Annotated in this window: 15 protein-coding genes and 3 pseudogenes; 10 read left to right on the forward strand and 8 right to left on the reverse strand. The window is 67.7% G+C overall.

Translation table 11 applies throughout. The features are described 5' to 3' along the window. Positions 1-102: 102 nt before the first annotated feature. Positions 103-227: pseudogene (locus tag ACFYNP_RS29460) on the reverse strand (dihydrofolate reductase); the annotation flags it as partial. A gap of 166 nt (positions 228-393) precedes the next feature. After that, positions 394-1,149, reverse strand: a complete 756-nt coding sequence (locus ACFYNP_RS29465) for an ATP nucleotide 3'-pyrophosphokinase (RefSeq protein ID WP_388789632.1) — start codon at positions 1,147-1,149, stop codon at positions 394-396. Between the two features lie 407 nt (positions 1,150-1,556). Here ACFYNP_RS29465 and ACFYNP_RS29470 point away from each other — a divergent pair, with 407 nt between their 5' ends. Next, complete coding sequence (locus tag ACFYNP_RS29470; RefSeq protein WP_388789635.1) at positions 1,557-1,829, forward strand: hypothetical protein; 273 nt, start codon at positions 1,557-1,559, stop codon at positions 1,827-1,829. Then, positions 1,829-2,173, forward strand: a complete 345-nt coding sequence (locus ACFYNP_RS29475) for a hypothetical protein (protein WP_388789638.1) — start codon at positions 1,829-1,831, stop codon at positions 2,171-2,173. Before ACFYNP_RS29470 ends, ACFYNP_RS29475 begins: the two co-directional genes overlap by 1 nt. 113 nt (positions 2,174-2,286) lie before the next feature. On the opposite strand, the pseudogene ACFYNP_RS29480 reads toward ACFYNP_RS29475, so the two are convergent. Beyond that, positions 2,287-3,736 (reverse strand): annotated as a pseudogene (locus tag ACFYNP_RS29480) (NF041680 family putative transposase). 208 nt (positions 3,737-3,944) lie between these two features. After that, the gene (locus ACFYNP_RS29485) at positions 3,945-4,295 is read right to left on the reverse strand and encodes a hypothetical protein (RefSeq protein ID WP_388418320.1); all 351 of its coding nucleotides are present in this window, start codon (positions 4,293-4,295) and stop codon (positions 3,945-3,947) included. A gap of 277 nt (positions 4,296-4,572) precedes the next feature. On the opposite strand from ACFYNP_RS29485, the gene ACFYNP_RS29490 reads away from it, so the two are divergent. Then, the gene (locus tag ACFYNP_RS29490; RefSeq protein WP_388789641.1) at positions 4,573-6,252 is read left to right on the forward strand and encodes a hypothetical protein; all 1,680 of its coding nucleotides are present in this window, start codon (positions 4,573-4,575) and stop codon (positions 6,250-6,252) included. A gap of 549 nt (positions 6,253-6,801) precedes the next feature. Further along, on the forward strand, positions 6,802-7,116 hold the full coding sequence (locus ACFYNP_RS29495) for a DUF6980 family protein (protein WP_388789643.1): 315 nt from the start codon (positions 6,802-6,804) through the stop codon (positions 7,114-7,116). A gap of 327 nt (positions 7,117-7,443) precedes the next feature. Here ACFYNP_RS29495 and ACFYNP_RS29500 read toward each other — a convergent pair whose 3' ends face one another. Both ACFYNP_RS29500 and ACFYNP_RS29505 read right to left on the reverse strand, forming a co-directional pair. Then, positions 7,444-7,617, reverse strand: a complete 174-nt coding sequence (locus tag ACFYNP_RS29500) for a hypothetical protein (RefSeq protein ID WP_388418312.1) — start codon at positions 7,615-7,617, stop codon at positions 7,444-7,446. Positions 7,618-8,045: 428 nt separating this feature from the next. Further along, the gene (locus ACFYNP_RS29505) at positions 8,046-8,465 is read right to left on the reverse strand and encodes an ATP-binding protein (RefSeq protein WP_388789646.1); all 420 of its coding nucleotides are present in this window, start codon (positions 8,463-8,465) and stop codon (positions 8,046-8,048) included. A gap of 249 nt (positions 8,466-8,714) precedes the next feature. Between ACFYNP_RS29505 and ACFYNP_RS29510 the strand changes: the two genes are divergently transcribed. The 5 genes from ACFYNP_RS29510 to ACFYNP_RS29530 all read left to right on the forward strand — a co-directional run bounded on the left by ACFYNP_RS29510 (position 8,715) and on the right by ACFYNP_RS29530 (position 12,814). Next, a complete protein-coding gene (locus ACFYNP_RS29510; protein WP_388789648.1) occupies positions 8,715-9,077 on the forward strand; it encodes an STAS domain-containing protein in 363 nt (120 codons plus the stop codon). A gap of 249 nt (positions 9,078-9,326) precedes the next feature. Beyond that, on the forward strand, positions 9,327-10,958 hold the full coding sequence (locus ACFYNP_RS29515; RefSeq protein ID WP_388789650.1) for a PP2C family protein-serine/threonine phosphatase: 1,632 nt from the start codon (positions 9,327-9,329) through the stop codon (positions 10,956-10,958). Positions 10,959-11,274: 316 nt separating this feature from the next. Continuing rightward, complete coding sequence (locus tag ACFYNP_RS29520; protein WP_388418303.1) at positions 11,275-11,691, forward strand: STAS domain-containing protein; 417 nt, start codon at positions 11,275-11,277, stop codon at positions 11,689-11,691. 52 nt (positions 11,692-11,743) lie between these two features. After that, a complete protein-coding gene (locus ACFYNP_RS29525) occupies positions 11,744-12,421 on the forward strand; it encodes a hypothetical protein (protein WP_388418301.1) in 678 nt (225 codons plus the stop codon). Between the two features lie 18 nt (positions 12,422-12,439). Beyond that, positions 12,440-12,814 carry a hypothetical protein gene (locus ACFYNP_RS29530; protein ID WP_388418298.1) on the forward strand — a complete coding sequence of 125 codons (375 nt, stop codon included), beginning with the start codon at positions 12,440-12,442 and terminating at the stop codon, positions 12,812-12,814. A gap of 484 nt (positions 12,815-13,298) precedes the next feature. Here the strand turns inward: ACFYNP_RS29530 and ACFYNP_RS29535 are convergent, their stop codons facing one another. Continuing rightward, entirely contained in the window at positions 13,299-13,949 is a 651-nt protein-coding gene (locus tag ACFYNP_RS29535) for a histone-like protein (RefSeq protein WP_388789653.1), read from the reverse strand. Positions 13,950-14,665: 716 nt separating this feature from the next. Then, the gene (locus ACFYNP_RS29540) at positions 14,666-15,685 is read right to left on the reverse strand and encodes an SGNH/GDSL hydrolase family protein (RefSeq protein WP_388789656.1); all 1,020 of its coding nucleotides are present in this window, start codon (positions 15,683-15,685) and stop codon (positions 14,666-14,668) included. A 481-nt stretch (positions 15,686-16,166) separates the two neighbouring features. Between ACFYNP_RS29540 and ACFYNP_RS29545 the strand changes: the two are divergent. Further along, positions 16,167-16,307: pseudogene (locus ACFYNP_RS29545) on the forward strand (transposase); the annotation flags it as partial. Between the last annotated feature and the right edge of the window lie 35 nt (positions 16,308-16,342).

The following is a 16,342-nucleotide window of genomic DNA, read 5'->3' on the forward strand; positions in this document are numbered from 1 at the left end:
TCTTGTCCGTGCTTGTGCGGATATGCGCCCGCGTTCACCAACATCGTCGGCAGATTCTTGTCATACGTCAAGAAATACGCGCACCATTAGGTATCGCCCGCGCTCTCCGGAGAACGCCCAGGTGCGCAGGGCGTCACCACCCGTGCTCAGGCCGTTGCCGCGGCCCGGGTCCGGCCCGGCGACGAACCGTCGAGCGAGATCGAGATGTCAGCGAAGATTCGAGTCATAGAAGATTCGCGTCATAACAGGGCCGCCCTGATCCCCCGCCCGAACTCACTCCTCTCCCGAGAAACACGTCAGGTACTCGACCCTCGACCCACCGGTGGCCCAGGGAGCTGGGCCCCTTGGCCCACCGGTGGCGACTTGGCGACCCAGGCGCGTCCGGCCTGGCTGTCAGTGCCTCGCGGGCACGGGCTGAGGAGCGGCAGGACTGGCCGGCGCGGTCAGCCGGTCCGCGCCGGCCGGTACCGGGACGGCGGCGAACACCTCGTCCTGCTGCGCCTGGAGTTCCTTCTTCCGCGCGGGTCCGGTCGACGGCAGACGCTGCTCCTCGTACAGCAAGTGGGTCACCTCCTGGGCGTGCTTGCTCGTGGGGGTGTGGAACTGAACCTCGAAGAGCTGGCTCGAACCCGACGCGCGCCAGCCCGTGTTGAGACCGTTGTAACCTGCCGTGCGCCCCCAGGTGTTGGACCACTTCGTGGTGTCGTTGCCCCACGCGGCCAGAAGGGCCGAAGCGGTCGTCACTCCGTGGGTATACGTCTCGTCCGGCCATTGCAGGGTGTAGCGGACAGCGTCGCTCAGGCGGGCGAGGACAGTGTCGATGTCCTGCTGGGGCTGCTCCTTGAGCGAGGTGGCGACCTTGCGCTTGAGGGAGTCGGGGGATTTCAGGCGGTGGTCAAAGCCGATGAGCTCCGCCCCCGTGGCCAGCGCGGCGGTGCGCACGTCCACACTGATCGACCGCTCGGCCTCCCGTGCCCCGTTCAGGTAGTTGTCGACCCTGGCGTTGTCCGCCGCGTCCAGGGTCAGGCCACCCTCCCCCTTCCAGCCTCCGTCATCCGGCGCGGCCGCGGCCGCGGGCTGCGCCCCGACCGTGAGCGCCGTGACGGCCGCCGTGGTCAGCAGCCCGCGGATCAGGGTGGATGCGGTCATCGTGTTCGTCCTCATGCACGTCGCCTTCGTCAGGGGATGGATTGGACCTGTGGAAGTCACAACGGAAGGAAGGCACCACGGTCACGAGCGACTGAGGGAAATGGGGGGCTACAAGCGCGGGTTCCGCCCTGGCCGTTCATGCGAACCGCCTCTTGCCCGACGGCCTCGATTGCGTGTCAGCCGCCAGCCTCGCGGCGTCTTCATTGCAGGCCGCCCCAGTCGGCCGGCTCCGAGCGCGAGGCCTTCACAACGGCCTGCGCCACTACGGGCGACCCGCCACGGCCTTCCGGCCATTTTCGGCGGGAGCCGGTGCACGCAGTCCGGGCCATTGCCGGACAGACCAGGCAATAAAGCAGCGGCGATGCGGACAAACAGCACTTCGGGCGAAGGCTTGATCTTGTGAGGTCATGGCTGAAGCCACCATCGAACTCCCCCCGCCCTTCCAAGTGCCCGAGGTCTTCCGGGACATCGACTTCACCGTCTCGGCGGAGGAGAACACCAACAAGCTCCTGGACGAGCTGACGGCGATCGACCCGCGACCCAGCGACGAGGAGATCGCCCACGCCGTCCTCGCCCAGCAGACGATTTACGAAATGCTGGCCGCCGCCGGTGCCGTGACGCGGGCATCCTGCTCGCCGGGCCCGGCAAGGGCAAAGCCGGCGCCAAGCTCACCTCGCTGATGCTCGCGGTCACCGCACGGCCCAGCGAGCTGTCCAACGATCAGACAGTGCACCGCCTCGCCCGGACCATGGGTGCCATCTATCCGGAGGCCGAGGTCGGAGTCGTCCGGATGCACACCGGGCCCGCCGTCCTTCTCACCGAGGAGACCAAGGTGCCCCGGCCGGTCAATCTCCTCGACAACGACGACAGCCCCAGCGTCGTGCGCCAGAGGCACGTCTTCGTCCCCATCCCCGGCCGTCTCGCCATGGCCGACTTCTCCATCGCCACCGAGAACACCGCCGAGTGGGACGACTACGTCGCCATCCTGGGCCAGGTCTGCAAGACGATCCGGTTCGCCGACTGAACTCCGCCGAAGGGAATCGACACCATGATGCAGAGCCCCTACTCCGAGTCCAAGGGCAGCGGCAAGAACCCGATGCCGCACCTCGGTTGCGACCCCGGCACTCACCTTGATCCTTAAGTTCGCGCCCGGTCGCGTTCGTAGAGGGCGCTGGGTCGTTTGATGGTTTTGCCCACTCCCTGGTGGGTGGCGGGGTGGCGGTTCTTGGAGCCGGGTGGGCGTCCGGGGCCGGGCCGGCTGGGTTTGGGCACCCGGGCCGGGCAGGGCAGGGCAAGTGGGCTCGCAGGTGCCGGAACCCGCGTCTCACCCGGGTCGGCGTGAGGACCGTGCCGGGGCGGGTGATCTTGTCCCAAGGCTTACGCATTGTCGGTGATCAGGGGTGCGGCGAGGCGGAGTTGGTTGGGTGGGCGCGATGACGATCAGCCAGGTCCAGCGGTCCGCCGCCTGCGGGTCACGCATCCGAGGCCGGGCCCAGCCCAGTGACTGCTTGAACAGGCGGAAGGTGTGCTCCACGTCGAATCTGCGCATATAGCTCGACCACATGAAGTCGACGTCGTCCGGTGTGGCGCCGGTGGCGGAGGACCACAGCCAGACTGGGGGTGCCGCACGCTTGCGCGGCAGGTGATCAACCTCCAGGCGGATCAATGTTCCGTCGATGACAGGGAGTTCACCGTCGTGATCGATCCAGGCTGATCGCTGTTGGCGCCGGGGATGGAGGCGGTCCCACGCCTGCGCTTCGGCCTTCCCGTAGCGCGGGGTTTCGTTCTCTGTAACGACCTCGGGCTCGGGCCAGGTCTATGGGTCCGCGAGGCGGAACTCCCTGCCGTGCCTCGGTGGCCGCCCGCCCCTGGGGTCGTGGACACGCGGCGGCTTCGGCAGCCGCAGGCTGCGGTCGGAGCGCATGCGGCCGACCAGCTCGACGGGCAAGTCACGCAGCAGCCAGGCCAGCCGTATCACGTCGTAACCCGCCTCCATCACGATCAGCACATTGCGGTCGCCCGGCTGCCACTGGCCGGCCGAGATGAGGCGCTCGGTCACCTTGCGGAGCTGGGCGGCCGTAACGGCTGCGGCGTCGTCCGCGGGGCCGAGCCGGACCATGTCCAGGACCTGGGTCCAGGAGGTGCGGTCCGGGGTGAGCGTGGCGACGAAGGAGTACGGCCAGCCAGGGATGATCTGCGGGGCTGCTTTGGAACGGCCGTGGACGTGGCAGAAGAGCCGTTCCGGCGCGCAGGCTGCGTCAGAGCGCAGCCACGGGGAGACGTCCACGGTGAGCACGAGACGCCCGTCGAAACGCGGCAGCGGCAGCGAAGCCAGCAGATCCCGCAGCCGGTCGGTGTCCAGGCGGCCGTGGTTGAGCGCGCCGTACAGCGAGCCGTATCCGTGGCGGTGTTCAGCCGTCAGCGACAGCTCCACCGGTGTCCGCACGGGCCCGTCCGCGCACAACAACGCGTAGGTGAGCTCGAAGAACGCATCCGCCCGCGCGGACAGACACCCGTAGAAAGCGGTCCGGAAGCGCGACAGTTCGGCGAACCCCATCCGCTCGCGGATCGGCCCCGTCATGCTCATCCCACGGCCCCCTCGGATTCCTGAACTCTGTGAGCTATCAGCACAGTTCAGGGACGCGAGAGGGACCGTCTCCACGCCCGGGGGTCACCCCATTGAGTGACCGTCCCGACGAGCTATAAGGATCAAGCTAAGTGCTTGTGCTCGGACTTCGATGTGCCTTCTCCCTTGTGCACCTTGCCCAAGCACGCAGGCGGAGGCAATCAGCGGGTCAGAAGGTGTTGAAGATGACGGAGCGGAACTTCACGTCGGGGGGGCTTGTGAGCCCCTTCTTGATGACTGTGGCGGTGCCGAGGCACTCAAGGTCGGTGTAGACGGTGGCGACGTTGTCGGTGGCGTTCCTTCCGCTCCAGGCGCCGCTGTGGTCCTCGGGCTTGTCCACACCGAGGAGGTCGATGCACTTGTGGCTTGCCGGGTTGTTCTCGGTGTCGGTCACCGTCTTCCCCTGTTCGTCGGTGAACGTGTAACTGAACTTGCCGGTGGCGGCGTCGGCCGAGGTGGGCAGGGTGACGATGAGGGCCAGAGCACCGAGGGCGGCACCGACCGTGTAACGAAGACGCATGTGTACTCCTACAGGTACTGAAGGCAATGGGGAACGTGAGCGCCGGGGTCTGGGGCCTCCCCCTCAGACTCACCTGACCAGCACCAAAAACCTCTCACCGCCTGGCAGAAGTCACCCATAGGACGGGCGAAGAACCGATACCCCTAACCGCCATGCGAGGGACACCCAAACCATCCGCCCCACCGCCGGCCCGGGAGCAGCACTGCCCCTCCCTCACGCAGCGACGGCAGTGGGGGCAGGAGGCGACACTGTTAAGGAGCAAGCTCACGACCTGGTCGTGGCGGAGGTGCACGACACCCTGCACCGCTTCCTCACCGACGAGTCGAAGGCGATCAACCTGTGGGGCTGGGACTCCAAGTCCTCCAAGGACCAGGACCGTTACCGCGCCGAGCAACTACTGCGGTCCTTCCTCTACCAGGAGGACCGCATCCTCGCCGCCCTGCGCAGGCTGGACGAGGAGGCCAAGGCGATCGACACGGCCGACCGCGGCGCGACCCCCGCGCCGGAGGAACCGGATGACGAATACGCCGCGTACCACACGGAAGGGCCCTGGTTCGCCGATGCCGGCCGCCTGAAAAAGCTTGCGCAAACCCTCAACACCCGCGCCGCGACACGCACCGTGCAGCAGGTTGTCGCACAACTACCCAAACCGCTTCCGGACGCCGCCATCTTCGACGCCGCCGGACGCGCCACCCTCGTCGACCAAACCCTGGAGGCGTGGGAGGGCGGCCCTCGCAGCGCCGCCGCCACCCCTGCCGAAAGCAGTCGGGACCCCGAGAGCATGGACCTCTTTCTCGGACCGCGGAAGACGGGGCGGCCGGGCGGTTCGGCGTCCCGGTCGGGCCTGAACATCGTCGAGAACCTGGTGCACGACTACGTCCGTGAGCACGACGCCCAGTTGGACGAGGCCGCCCGGCGGGCCTTCCAGAGCTTCATGATGAACCGCAGGAGCAACTACATCGTCACCAGCGACGGCACATCGGACCGCGGTGTGATCCCCTGGGCCCTGATCGACTTCCTCGACCCGGACGTCGCCCGCAACATCGGCAAAGGTCAGGACGCGCTGCCGGGCAGCGATCTGTACGCCTGGGCGCCGATCTGGCGGTTCACGGACAGCTCGTACGGCGCCGATGTCGTTCCCGATCCCGAACTGCGGGAACTGATCGACCTGTTGCTCGCGGTGCAGGCCGAGTATCAGCTCCAGTGCTTCCTCATCAACCGTGAACTGACCCGGATCGTTGACGCCAGCGGCCAGGAATACGAGTTCCTCCAGGCGGCCGCCGCCGCCAAGGCCGCCCAGGAGGCGAAGAGCACGCTCTGGGGCATCCTGGGCGACGTCTTCGGCGTCATCTCGGCCGTGGCGGGTGTGCTGGCCCTGATTCCCGTACTCACCCCGCTCGCCGGACCGATCGCGGTGGTCACCGCCACCGCTTCGCTCGGCTTCCACGTCGCCGATGCGGCGATCAGGGGCGACTGGGACGCGGAAACCATCGCGGGTCTGGCCGCCGACGCCCTCGGAGCGCTGCCGGTCGTCGGCGCGCTCGGCAAGGCCGCGAAGGCCGGGAAGCTCGCGATGCGGTCCGTCGGGAAGGTGGGAGTGGCCGCCCGTGCGAGCGGACGGGCCTTCCTCGCCGCGACGGGAGGGGCCAAGGCCGCAAAGGCAGGCCGCCTCTCCACCTATGTCGGCACCCGCGGTGCCGAGGCCATCGGCGCCACCGCCAAACAGGGGAAGATCGCCGCGAAGGTGATCCAGGGCTCGGTCGAGCTCGCCACGCAGGTCCCGACCGTGCTCGAACTGACCGGCGCGGACACCGGAGCGGCCGCACCCACCGCCACCGCCGTCGAGCTCGGCCAAGGCACGATCAAGCACACCGGCGACTGGGTCGAGATGGGTTCGGCCCTCACCAGGAAGGGCGGCCAGGTGTCGCTCGCCCAATTCGCCAGGACCTGGGCCTGAACCGAAGCGCCAGCGGCCGGCGCCCTACTCCCCCGTGGCCCGCCGAGCGGAATGCTCACCTGGAGGAGCTGGGCTCCACAGACGTCCTGCCCGCCCTTGTGAGGGCGGGCAGGACACACTGGTCGGCTTCGATCGAAGCGTACACATCGGCACGATGTGCCCCTCGCGCGATGGCGCGTTCCATGGCTGAACTTTGGCAGGGACCGTGTCTGCCGAGACAGGTCACTGCACAGGCGGAGCAGTAGGAGCGGCGGTCCGGGAGAGCCACGTCCCCCACTGCGCAGCCCCTGAGCCCCTCCGTACACCTCAGGAACCCCGCATCGAGCAGTCCACGTCGCGCCCTCACCCCGGCCGGGACAGGCGCAGGAAACCTGCACACCGGCTGCAAGTTGGTCCTGGTCGGCGGCCGCCCCGGTTTCCATCCCCTGGGTAACAACGGCTTGAGCGGGGCCCACTGTCTGTCCGTCATATCACCACGTGCCATTCGGTGATCACTCCAGACCGTGATCTACTTCTGGGCTTAGTACCGATCAACGAGAAGCCGAGGTCATGACCAGCCACTGCTGCCAAGCGATGAACAGCCGCGTGAACGTGCGCTGCGACCAACACGCCGACCCCTTCGCCTGCCCGGACGCGTTGATCACCTTCAGCCCCAAGTTCCAGGAGTACGGGCTGATCATCCATGACGGCGGCACATCGAAGATCACGATCGGCTTCTGTCCCTGGTGCGGACAGCGCCTCCCCGAGTCACAGCGGGACCGATGGTTCGACGAACTGGAACGCCGCGGGATCGATCCGTGGGAGGACGAGGTCCCTGCCGCATTTCAGGACGACCGCTGGCTCGCTGAACCGTCGCGAGACTGACGAACCAGCAGCCTCTGAGGCCACTTCGGATACGCGCCCCAAGTCTCTCGCCCGCGCCTCCCAGTCCCTCTACCGTGAAGGCACCCGGGGTCGAGCGACCGTGGGCAGGTCCCGGAGCCGAGGAGGGAGGCGCGGTCATGGGCATCAGTCCGAGTCGCGCCGACTCTGTGGCCACGACCTCACTCAACGCCTTTCCTCCGCTCCCTGCCTGCTGCTTGCCCGCGACTTCCGAACAGATCGGTGTGGTGTTCCCTACGCGGGACGAGCCGACCGCGAGGATGTCACCGCACAGGGAGCCGAGCACGAGCCTCACGGTATGACGGCGCCTCAATCGACGCGCGAAGCATGGTCCGCCTCGGCCAGGCGCGGGGCGAACTGCGCCTGGTGCGCTTCGAGTTCGTGGATCTGGACCCGTAAGAGCAGGTCACCCACATCCGCACGACTGGCCTCGGCCTCCCGCCGCAGATCCGCACAGCTCCGGCAGTCCTGATCACTGAGCACTGGATCTCCTTCACCGCTCGCCCGACCCCCGCACCGCACCCGTTACCCCGCGCACGGCCAGTGACGCACGCCTCGGGCTCGTTCCCCCTAACGAGACTCCCCCAGCACGCACGGCCGGGGCAGACCCGTCGGACGGGGTGTGCGTACAGGCCGACGCGCGGACAGGAGGGAGGCGCCGGACCTAGCAGGAGCAGACCGGGAACGTCTCCCTGACGCACCCGGTCCCGACAAAGTGCGGAAAATCCCCTGGCGGCCGCCTCACCCCCGCGCATACAGCAGATTGCGCGGCACTCAGCCGACCAGCTCGGCAGCCGGTCCGCGCGGGGAGGCGGGGCCGACATCCGTGCGGCACGGGGCCCGAGGAGGGCGGTACGGGTGGCACGGGGGCCTGCCGTACTCGGCCGCGGCAGCAGGCCCTTCCGGGGGTTTCAGCTGTAGGAGACGCCGTCAAGGACGGCCTTGATCGTCTTGCCGCTTGCGTCGACCTCGACGGCGACCGTGCGTGCGAGGTTCTCCACCATCAGCCAGCCGAAGCCGCCGGGCACTGCGGGGTCACGTGGCAGCCGCCTGGGCCGAGCACGGCTGCGGTCGCTGACATGGATGACCAACACGTCGTCGTGCACGCAGGCGCTGAAACGGGTAATGCCACCGCCGTGACGCAGGGCGTTGGCGACCAACTCGCTGGCCACCAACAGCGCATCCTCGTACAGGCGTCGAGCCTGGTGGTCCGGGAGGCCCTCGCACAGTGGCATCACCGCCACCCCCGCCTCCGCCCGGGCCTGAGCGCAGGTGAAAGACAAAGATGAGGAGGCCACATCGTCCGGCAGCGAACTCTCATCGACGGACATGACGCGGCTCCCTTCCCTGCATACGTGTCTCATCCATCTCGGAACTCGTCTGCCCGAGGCTACCGGCCCCATTCCCCAGGCATACACAGCAGCACGCGGGCGGCGATGCAAACGGCCGTCCGCCCTCCGGTCTGAGGCACCAAAGATCCTACGAATGTGGACAGGCGAGGTGTCGAGACGCGGTCACGGTGGGGCGCTTGGCTTCAGACCCTTTGACCGACCTCTGAGGAGATGGAGGAAAATGGGCGCATGACCTACCACCATCTACCGGAAGAGCAACCCGATGTGATCGGACGCAACAGTGTGGACGGACGCCTATGGGTGATCGCTCTCCAGGGTGACGTCGATCCGGAGACCATCGCCGGGGTCGAGGAAGCGGTCGATCTCGCGATGACAGCCTCTGGGGCGGCACTGCTCACCTTCGATCTCAGTGGCCTGCACTACTGCGACTCCAGTCTGCTGAACCTTCTTCTCCGGGCTGCCCGTTCGCAGGAGGTGGTGCTGGTCGGCGAGAACACGTTCATGCGACGCGTGCTGGAAGTGACCGGTACGGGAAACCAGTTCGCCCGTGTCACAACGCTTGAGGAAGCTCACAACTTGGTCGGACGATAGTGCGCGCGTGCACTCCCCCTGTGCCCGGCTTCCTGTCCGTGGGCAGATCTCCCGGGGCGTTCGCGCCACGCGTCGACCCGATCACGGGAACACCCGTTCCGCAACGCCAGCGCGAGCCACCGCCGGGTTGCCGGGACGGTCACCAGTGCGCAATAGTTGCCTCTCGACAACATTCTCGACCGAGTTGATGAGGTGAGGGATTCGTGCAGCGGGTCCTCGACGGTTGGCTTCCACCCAGCACACACAGGCGTGGGGTCGGCAAGGGACTTCCCCTGGGGCAGTGCCCCTCCGGTCCTGGTAGCTGACTCCCGCGGCGCGCTCGTGCAGCGCAACCGCGTCGCCGCCGCACTTCTGCCCCAGGCATTGCCGGGATCCCTCCTCCGAGACACGGTTCCAGGCTGGCTCGCAACCGCCCACCGCACACAGTCACTCCCCGCTCGACGCCGGGGAGTGAGCGACCAAGAGGCGCAGCCTCCCACGGGCATGATCGAAGGCCGTCGGTTCGAAGCACACCCCAGTGTTCATACCGATGGCACAGTAGCCTGGTGGCTGGTCGACGACACCGACCACCAGTTGACACGCGAGGCCCTGCACATGGAGCAGGAGCGCACCGCGTTTCTCACGAAGGCGTCCAACACGCTCCTCTCCTCTCTGAATCTGGGGAGGTGCATGGATGTGACGGCACAGCTGGCCGCCGAAAGCCTCGCCGACGCCGCCCTGGTCATCGCGCCTGCACGCGGCCGGCACCTGCCGGTGGTGCGCTGCGTACGCGGCAGCTCCCCCGCAGCAGGCCAGGAGAGCGTGGACCCGAGCGCCGTGCCAGGACTCGGGGAAGCCCTGCGGGGATTCCCCCCGGTGCCCTCCCGGTGGATCGATCCAGCCGCGGCTCCGGACTGGATGGTGCCTGACGGCTTCGGCCCGGTGACTTCGATAGTGATCACCCCGCTGCCCGGACATGGTGTCCCGGCGGGCGCGTTGGTCCTGCTCCGCAAGGCCGAGACCGCTGCCTTCAGTCAAGAAGAGGAGGTCTTCGCTCGGCTCTTCGCGGCCCGCGCCGGTGCCGCGATGTCGGCGGCCCGTCTGTACGCAGAGCAGTCCGCGATCACGGAAGTGCTCATGCGGGAGCTGCTGCCTCCGACTCTGCATCAGATTTCCGGAGTCGACTTCGCCGGCCGGTACCGGCCTTCAGCGGACGATGAGCGGATCGGCGGCGACTTCTACGACGTCCACCCCGCCTCCGTCGAGGGTGAGGCCTCCCTGGTGACGCTGGGGGACGTGTGCGGCAAGGGTCTGGAGGCCGCCGTGCTCACGGGCAAGATCCGCAATACCCTGCACGCGTTGCTGCCCCTTGCCAACGACCACCAGCGGGTACTGGACCTGCTGAACACCGCCATGCTGAGTTCGCATCACACGCGGTACGCGACGCTGGTCCTGGCCTCGGCGGTACGACAGGGAAACACGGTGGCCCTGAAGGTCACCAGCGCGGGGCACCCTCCCCCGCTGATCGTCCGCGCGGACGGCACGGTGGAGGTCACGGACACCCGCGGCACCCTGGTGGGGGCTGTCCCCCGCATCAGTTCCTGCACGGCCGCGGTCACCCTGGCTGTAGGCGAGGCCTGCGTTCTCTATACGGACGGGATCACCGAGGCCAAGGGCGGACCTCTCGGTGACACCCTGTTCGGTGAGGAACGTCTGAAGCGGGCTCTTTCGAAGTGTGCGGGCATGCCCGCAGAGGGCATCGCCGAGCACATTCAGATGCTCGCCTCCCAGTGGCTGGGCAGCCGCCGTCACGACGACATGGCAGTCGTGGTGATCTCCGCACCACGCACGCGTCATCTGAGCGCGTTGCCCGGGCACACGCGAGGCGGGTTCACCAGATGACCACGAACCACTCAGCGTCGCCGTTCCGGCGCCGTGGCCGCGTATCCGGGCCAACTCGGCGGGCGGCTGCGGAACACCATCCCGGCCGGCGATGGATACGTTGCCGTCCATGTCGCCCTGCGCGCCTTGGACCAGGGTGCCCGCGCCATACCGGTCCTCCGGGCACGGCAAGTGCCAACCCGGGCACTGGCTCTGGCCCGCATGGCCCCGGTTCTCGAATCGAAGGAGTGCCCGCGGGTCATCCGTATCCTCCACCACGGCACCCATGCCCCCCACCAACACGCACCATTGATCGCACCGCTGCCCGGGACCCCGCATGACGACCAAGCCAATGTCCTCCGACCACCTGAGCCTTACCACCGTCGACACCAAGGACAGGGTTCGCATAGAGGTCCACGGCGACCTCGACCGCGACACCGCCGACCTGCTCCTTGAGGAAGTCACCCTCCGGCTCAGACCGCAGCCGGGCATCCAGCACCTCCACCTGCACTGCGCCGAACTCGGCACCATCGACTCGATCGGGATGTCCACCCTGCTGATGGTGCAGCGTCTGACCACCGCCGCGGGGGTGCGTCTCCACCTGGACGAGCGGCCCGCAAACCTCAACCGCATGCTCCGTATCACCGGCACACTCGACCACTTCTGCGTGTCGCAGCCTGCCGAAGGCTTCCCCGAAGGCCTGCCCCACGACGATCACGCTGACGTCCGCTCCACTGAGGCGGACGGCACCTGACGCCCGTTCCGGCCCTACTACGCAGTTCCAGTGATGGGCGCAAGCTCAGAAGATGTTCAAGATCATTGCGATCGCTACGGGGGCGCTGATTCGATCTTTCCGCGCCCCCGATACGGAGCAGACCTTCCTTGGCATGGCGGGGGCTGCCAACTGCCCGCCACCGGCGGGCCCCGCAAGTGGGGGAAACACCTTGACGTTCAACAGAATCACCATGCTGACCGCTGCCATCGCCACCACGGCCATATTCAGCGCAGGCCTCGGCGGGATCGCGTCCGCCTCCGACCACACTCGGTCCACCACCGCCTCAACTGCCGCCGCCGTAACGGACGCTGTCTCCACCGGCGCCCCGGCAGAGGAACAGGGGCTCATCGACGCGCTGAGCGTTGTCGAGGCGATGCCGGACGCTGTCGTGGCCGAGGGCGATCACGCCGTCCAGACATACCTGGCTCAGCATCTGCCCAAGCCCGGGAGCGTGCGGGCGTTTGGATGGTGGCAGACGACCAAATGCGTCGCCGCGATCACTGTGGCAGTGGCCGGCGCCGCCGTCCCGGCCTCGAAGATCCTCAAGCTCAAGGCGTTCATCAAGAAGGCGGGCAGTGTGAAGGAGGCCGCCTACCTGCTCATCCGCGTGGCCAAGGGTGAGGAGAAGATCAGCGAGTTGGGCGCCACGCTCGGCGGACTCGCGGGAGCCATCCTGGGCATCGACAGCATCAAGAAGCAGTGCAGGTAAGGCCGAAGGAAACTCCCGATGAACCCCAGCAAGCAGGAGATCACCGCACTCATCACTCCCGTGCCCGCGGAGGTCCGGGACGAAGCCCTGGCCCTCGCCTCCGAAGGCCGTGAGCCGAAGGCACTGTCCCGGTTGCGCAAAGCGTCCGGGCTCGGACTCCTTGAGGCGCGGGCGGCTCTCGCCCTGCTCCACTCGGGCCGCTCACTGCCGGAGGACTACGCGCAGGCGGCAGAAAACCTGCGCTCACTCGCCCCCGACCTGGCCGCCGAGATGACCGCGCTGCTAGCAGCGGACGACCAGACGGCCGCCATCAAACTGCTGCGGGAGCGGACCGACATCGACCTCGTCGGCGGATACCGCCTGGCCCAGGAACTAGCCGCAGGCCAGGCGTAGCCGAAGGCTGCAGCCCCGCCCCGCCCGGCGAATGCGGGACGGGGCTGCCAGCCGCCCAGTTCGGGCAGGACCTACCGCGCCCAGGGCCTGAGCAGGCCGCGGAGCTGATGGCCCCGACGTTCCCGCCGCTCGCCCTCCCTCGGCCGAGCTGCGCACCCAGCCGGTGAGCTGCTGCTCGACGCTGCGCCGGCCTGACCTTCGTACGCTGGTCGTCACACACCAAGGAATAGCCCGAGCATCCGACCTCTCAAAAGAACGTCGCAAACCGCGACCGTCGCCAAGCCGCAGTTGCTGTTCATGCGCACCGTCGGTCAACAGGCCACCCAGGAGTGCAACATGAGCCGGGCCATGAAGCCGATCGGGAAGAACGTTGTCCCCCGGAGTCGTCCTGTGAGTCCCCCAGCGCAACGAGAGACGTCCCTGACTGTAGGCCGACGGCGTCTCCCTGCGTTCCAGAGCTCGTTCCAGAGCGCACGCAGGCGCTCTACGACGTCTCCTGGGGGGCCTCGGCCAGTGCGGTTTCGATCGCCTTGACGGTGTGGACCTTCAGTTCTCCCGGCAGATGGCCCTCCACCGCCCCGCGCACGTCCGCTGCATGGATCGTCTTCTTGGAATCCTTCTGAGCGACTTCGTCCGCCCGGCCTGTCAGGTCCGCCGTGATCTCGGCGGCGATCGTCGCCAGCGTGTCCATAGCGGCGGTGGCCAGAGCGCAGTCCTTCTCACGAGCGATTCGTTTGATGCTTGAGCGGAACTGGTGCGACGTGACGTCGACGCTCCGCTTGCGGGTGCCCGCCGCCTTCACGGCTGATGGCTGCGCCTCGCTTCCCGGCTTGCGGACTTCGGCGGGGTTGCGCAGCAGCCAGTGGGCGCTCAGCGCCCGCAGTTCGGGGTCCGTCGAAACGGCCCGTTGGACGTGCTTGGGGAGGGCCTTCTTCTTCAGGTCGATCTCGGCAGCCGACTTGGTGCCGTCAACGATCTCACGCAGCAGGTAGGTCAGTGCGCCCTGAACTGCGACCACGGCCCGCTTGGATACCCTCAGCCTCGTCTGGGACTTCATCGCCCGGCCCACGAGCACGGCCTTCACCGGCGCCCCCGCCACCACTTCCTCCGTTGCCGTCTTTTGCGTATCCGCCACAGCCGGCTCCTCGCCTCGTTGGCCTCTGCCGGACGCAGATGACCTTGGTGCAAGCAGGGTTCTCCGTCGGTCGGCCCGCTATTCCCCCTCCTGTTTGACCTGGCTGATACTCGCCCACGGCGGGCTGCCGTTCCGGTGAAGCACCGATCGTCGAACGACCGCAGACAGACCGTCACATGCCGCTCCGTCAGGTAGGTGAGCGGAGTGTGACGTGCGTGGGGTGCGGCTCACTGGTTCGGCTGGTCTGCGAGCTGGCTCCAGATGCGGCAGCATTCGGAGGGCAGTACTCCGATCGGCTGTGCCCGGGAGCCGGTTTCGTGTGGACGGCGCACCGTGCGGGGCGCGCAGTATGAGCGAGAGGTCTGACGGCACGCCAGGGACGGACGGGGCGGCGGACGGCACAGCGGACGCGGGCGAGCGGTTGCGTCAGTACGCGGACGAGCTGATGGCCGCCTTCGGCCCCCGGAGCCGGACTCGGAGAACGGCGACCGCTGCAAGGTTCTGGAGGCCGCGCTCGACAAGCATTGCGGCGAATCCCGGCCCAGCCCGCAATACCCTCGTATGCGCTCTCACCTGCCGGCGCCGCCTGTCACAACAGACCCGCACCCACGCTCTCCTACAGAAGCCACGGCATTCCCTGGACTGATCGGCCAGCCGTTTCGGGCGGCGCTTCCGTGCGGGAGCCGTGGCTTCTGGCATCGGGTTCGGACTACTGGTCAGCGGTCGAGGAGAGCGATGCGGACGGCTCGTTCGACGTGGGCGGCCGTGTTGGCGTGGCCCTGGGCGTTGGGGTGGACCAGGGTGACGCGCTTGTGGATGAGAGCGCAGTTCAGCAGGGTGCCTTGGAGCTTGGCGGGCCAGTAGTCCGCGGCGTCGCCGCAGATACCCTCGATCCACTTCGTGCCCGCGGGCTGGCAGGCGTCGTGGCCCACGCTGGAGGAGTAGACGTCGACATAGCGGTCGCCGAAGAATGACGTCACCTGTTGGATGGTGCTGTTCAGCGGCTTGAGGACGTTGTCGCGGAGCCAATCGATGTCGGCGTGCTTGATCCCGCCGAGCTCCGTGAGGGAAAGGCGGTTACAGGCGCTGCCCTCTTGAGGCAGAACGGCCGGATAGCCGACGGTGATCACCTTGGCGTCAGGTGCGGCCTGGTGCACCTTGGCCAGCATCTCGATGTACTCGTCCTGGACCCGGGCGAGCTTGTCCTTGATGCCCTCCTCCCCCTCGGGAGGATTGGTGTAATGCTCGTGACAGGACTTGCCCAGCGTCGCGCCCAGTTCGAGGCACTTGAGGAGCATGCCGCCGAAGGGCAGGCTGTTGCCGCCGACCCCGATGGTGACCACGTCGGTCTTGTCGTTGAGCTTGGCTCGCTGGATCTGCGTGTCCACTGCGGGCCAGCCTGCGGAGGGGGTCTGGACCGGGCTGATCGGCGTCTGCCTGGTGTCGGCGATGTTGGCGATGGTGGCGTTGCCGCAACTGACGTTGGTCAGGTGGACGGGCTTGCCAGGGGGGAACTCGGCGAGCTCCCGGTCGACAACGTCGGGGTAGGCGTTGGTGGTTCGGTCACAGCCGTCCCGCGATGCATCACCCAACGCGGGCTGCGGATCCCCGACGAACCCTCCGGCGGTGTACGAGTCGCCCAGCGCGGCCCACTCGTACTGGTCGGCCGCAGCGGCGGAGCCCGACGGAAGAAGCGCGGCCGCGGACAGCACGAGCCCCACGGCCAGTGCGCGCATGCGCGGACGGTTGGGGGTGTGACGCAGGGATCTTCCAGGACAGGCCGGCTGAAGGGCCGTCGAGGCGCGGGCCGCCAACCTGCCCATGGGCATCGGACGCATATCAATTCCCCTTTCACTCAACGTAGTTGTGCGACTACGCATGGAAAGGTACGGCAGGGCGTACGGACAACCTGCGGGCACGCCAGGTAAACCACCCGCGTGTATTGCGCTGAGGCTCTGGCCGCTTCGAGTGCGCCGGGTGGCCAACCCCGACAGCACAGAGACGTGATGCAACAGCTGACGGCACCGACCGGCACGCTGCCGGGCCTGACACATCGATCAGCTGTGTAGATCAGGCTCTGCGGTCGGCTTGTGCAGCCAACCACCTATCGGCTCAGCTTGTTCGTGCCCGACCCGGCGTACGACACCTCCCGGGGCCACCCCGATCATTGAACTCGTGCTGGGACGAAGGGAGTTGTGAGCGGCAGCGTGGGAGCGGATAGCTCCGCTGTTGCCCCGTATTGATGCCCGCGGGCGGCCATGGCGGGACCAACCGCAGGTGGTCAACGGCGTGCTGTAGCGGTGGCGGACCGGCGCACCCTGGCGTGACCTGCCCGATCGGTATGGCCCGTGGTGGACCGGTCCGATAACTGCTGGGGCTCCGGCAGGCACCGC

This window comes from Streptomyces sp. NPDC006691, from assembly GCF_042869955.1.
GTDB lineage: Bacteria > Actinomycetota > Actinomycetes > Streptomycetales > Streptomycetaceae > Streptomyces.

What these genes read in the sequence shown, in the direction of transcription:
- ACFYNP_RS29530 (WP_388418298.1), top strand. Translation starts at nt 12,440, where the DNA reads ATGAACCCCAGCAAGCAGGAGATCACCGCACTCATCACTCCCGTGCCC.
- ACFYNP_RS29525 (WP_388418301.1), top strand. Translation starts at nt 11,744, where the DNA reads ATGTTCAAGATCATTGCGATCGCTACGGGGGCGCTGATTCGATCTTTC.
- ACFYNP_RS29520 (WP_388418303.1), top strand. Translation starts at nt 11,275, where the DNA reads ATGACGACCAAGCCAATGTCCTCCGACCACCTGAGCCTTACCACCGTC.
- ACFYNP_RS29495 (WP_388789643.1), top strand. Translation starts at nt 6,802, where the DNA reads ATGACCAGCCACTGCTGCCAAGCGATGAACAGCCGCGTGAACGTGCGC.
- ACFYNP_RS29465 (WP_388789632.1), bottom strand. Translation starts at nt 1,149, where the DNA reads ATGACCGCATCCACCCTGATCCGCGGGCTGCTGACCACGGCGGCCGTC.
- ACFYNP_RS29510 (WP_388789648.1), top strand. Translation starts at nt 8,715, where the DNA reads ATGACCTACCACCATCTACCGGAAGAGCAACCCGATGTGATCGGACGC.
- ACFYNP_RS29470 (WP_388789635.1), top strand. Translation starts at nt 1,557, where the DNA reads ATGGCTGAAGCCACCATCGAACTCCCCCCGCCCTTCCAAGTGCCCGAG.
- ACFYNP_RS29485 (WP_388418320.1), bottom strand. Translation starts at nt 4,295, where the DNA reads ATGCGTCTTCGTTACACGGTCGGTGCCGCCCTCGGTGCTCTGGCCCTC.
- ACFYNP_RS29540 (WP_388789656.1), bottom strand. Translation starts at nt 15,685, where the DNA reads ATGCGCGCACTGGCCGTGGGGCTCGTGCTGTCCGCGGCCGCGCTTCTT.
- ACFYNP_RS29505 (WP_388789646.1), bottom strand. Translation starts at nt 8,465, where the DNA reads ATGTCCGTCGATGAGAGTTCGCTGCCGGACGATGTGGCCTCCTCATCT.
- ACFYNP_RS29475 (WP_388789638.1), top strand. Translation starts at nt 1,829, where the DNA reads ATGCTCGCGGTCACCGCACGGCCCAGCGAGCTGTCCAACGATCAGACA.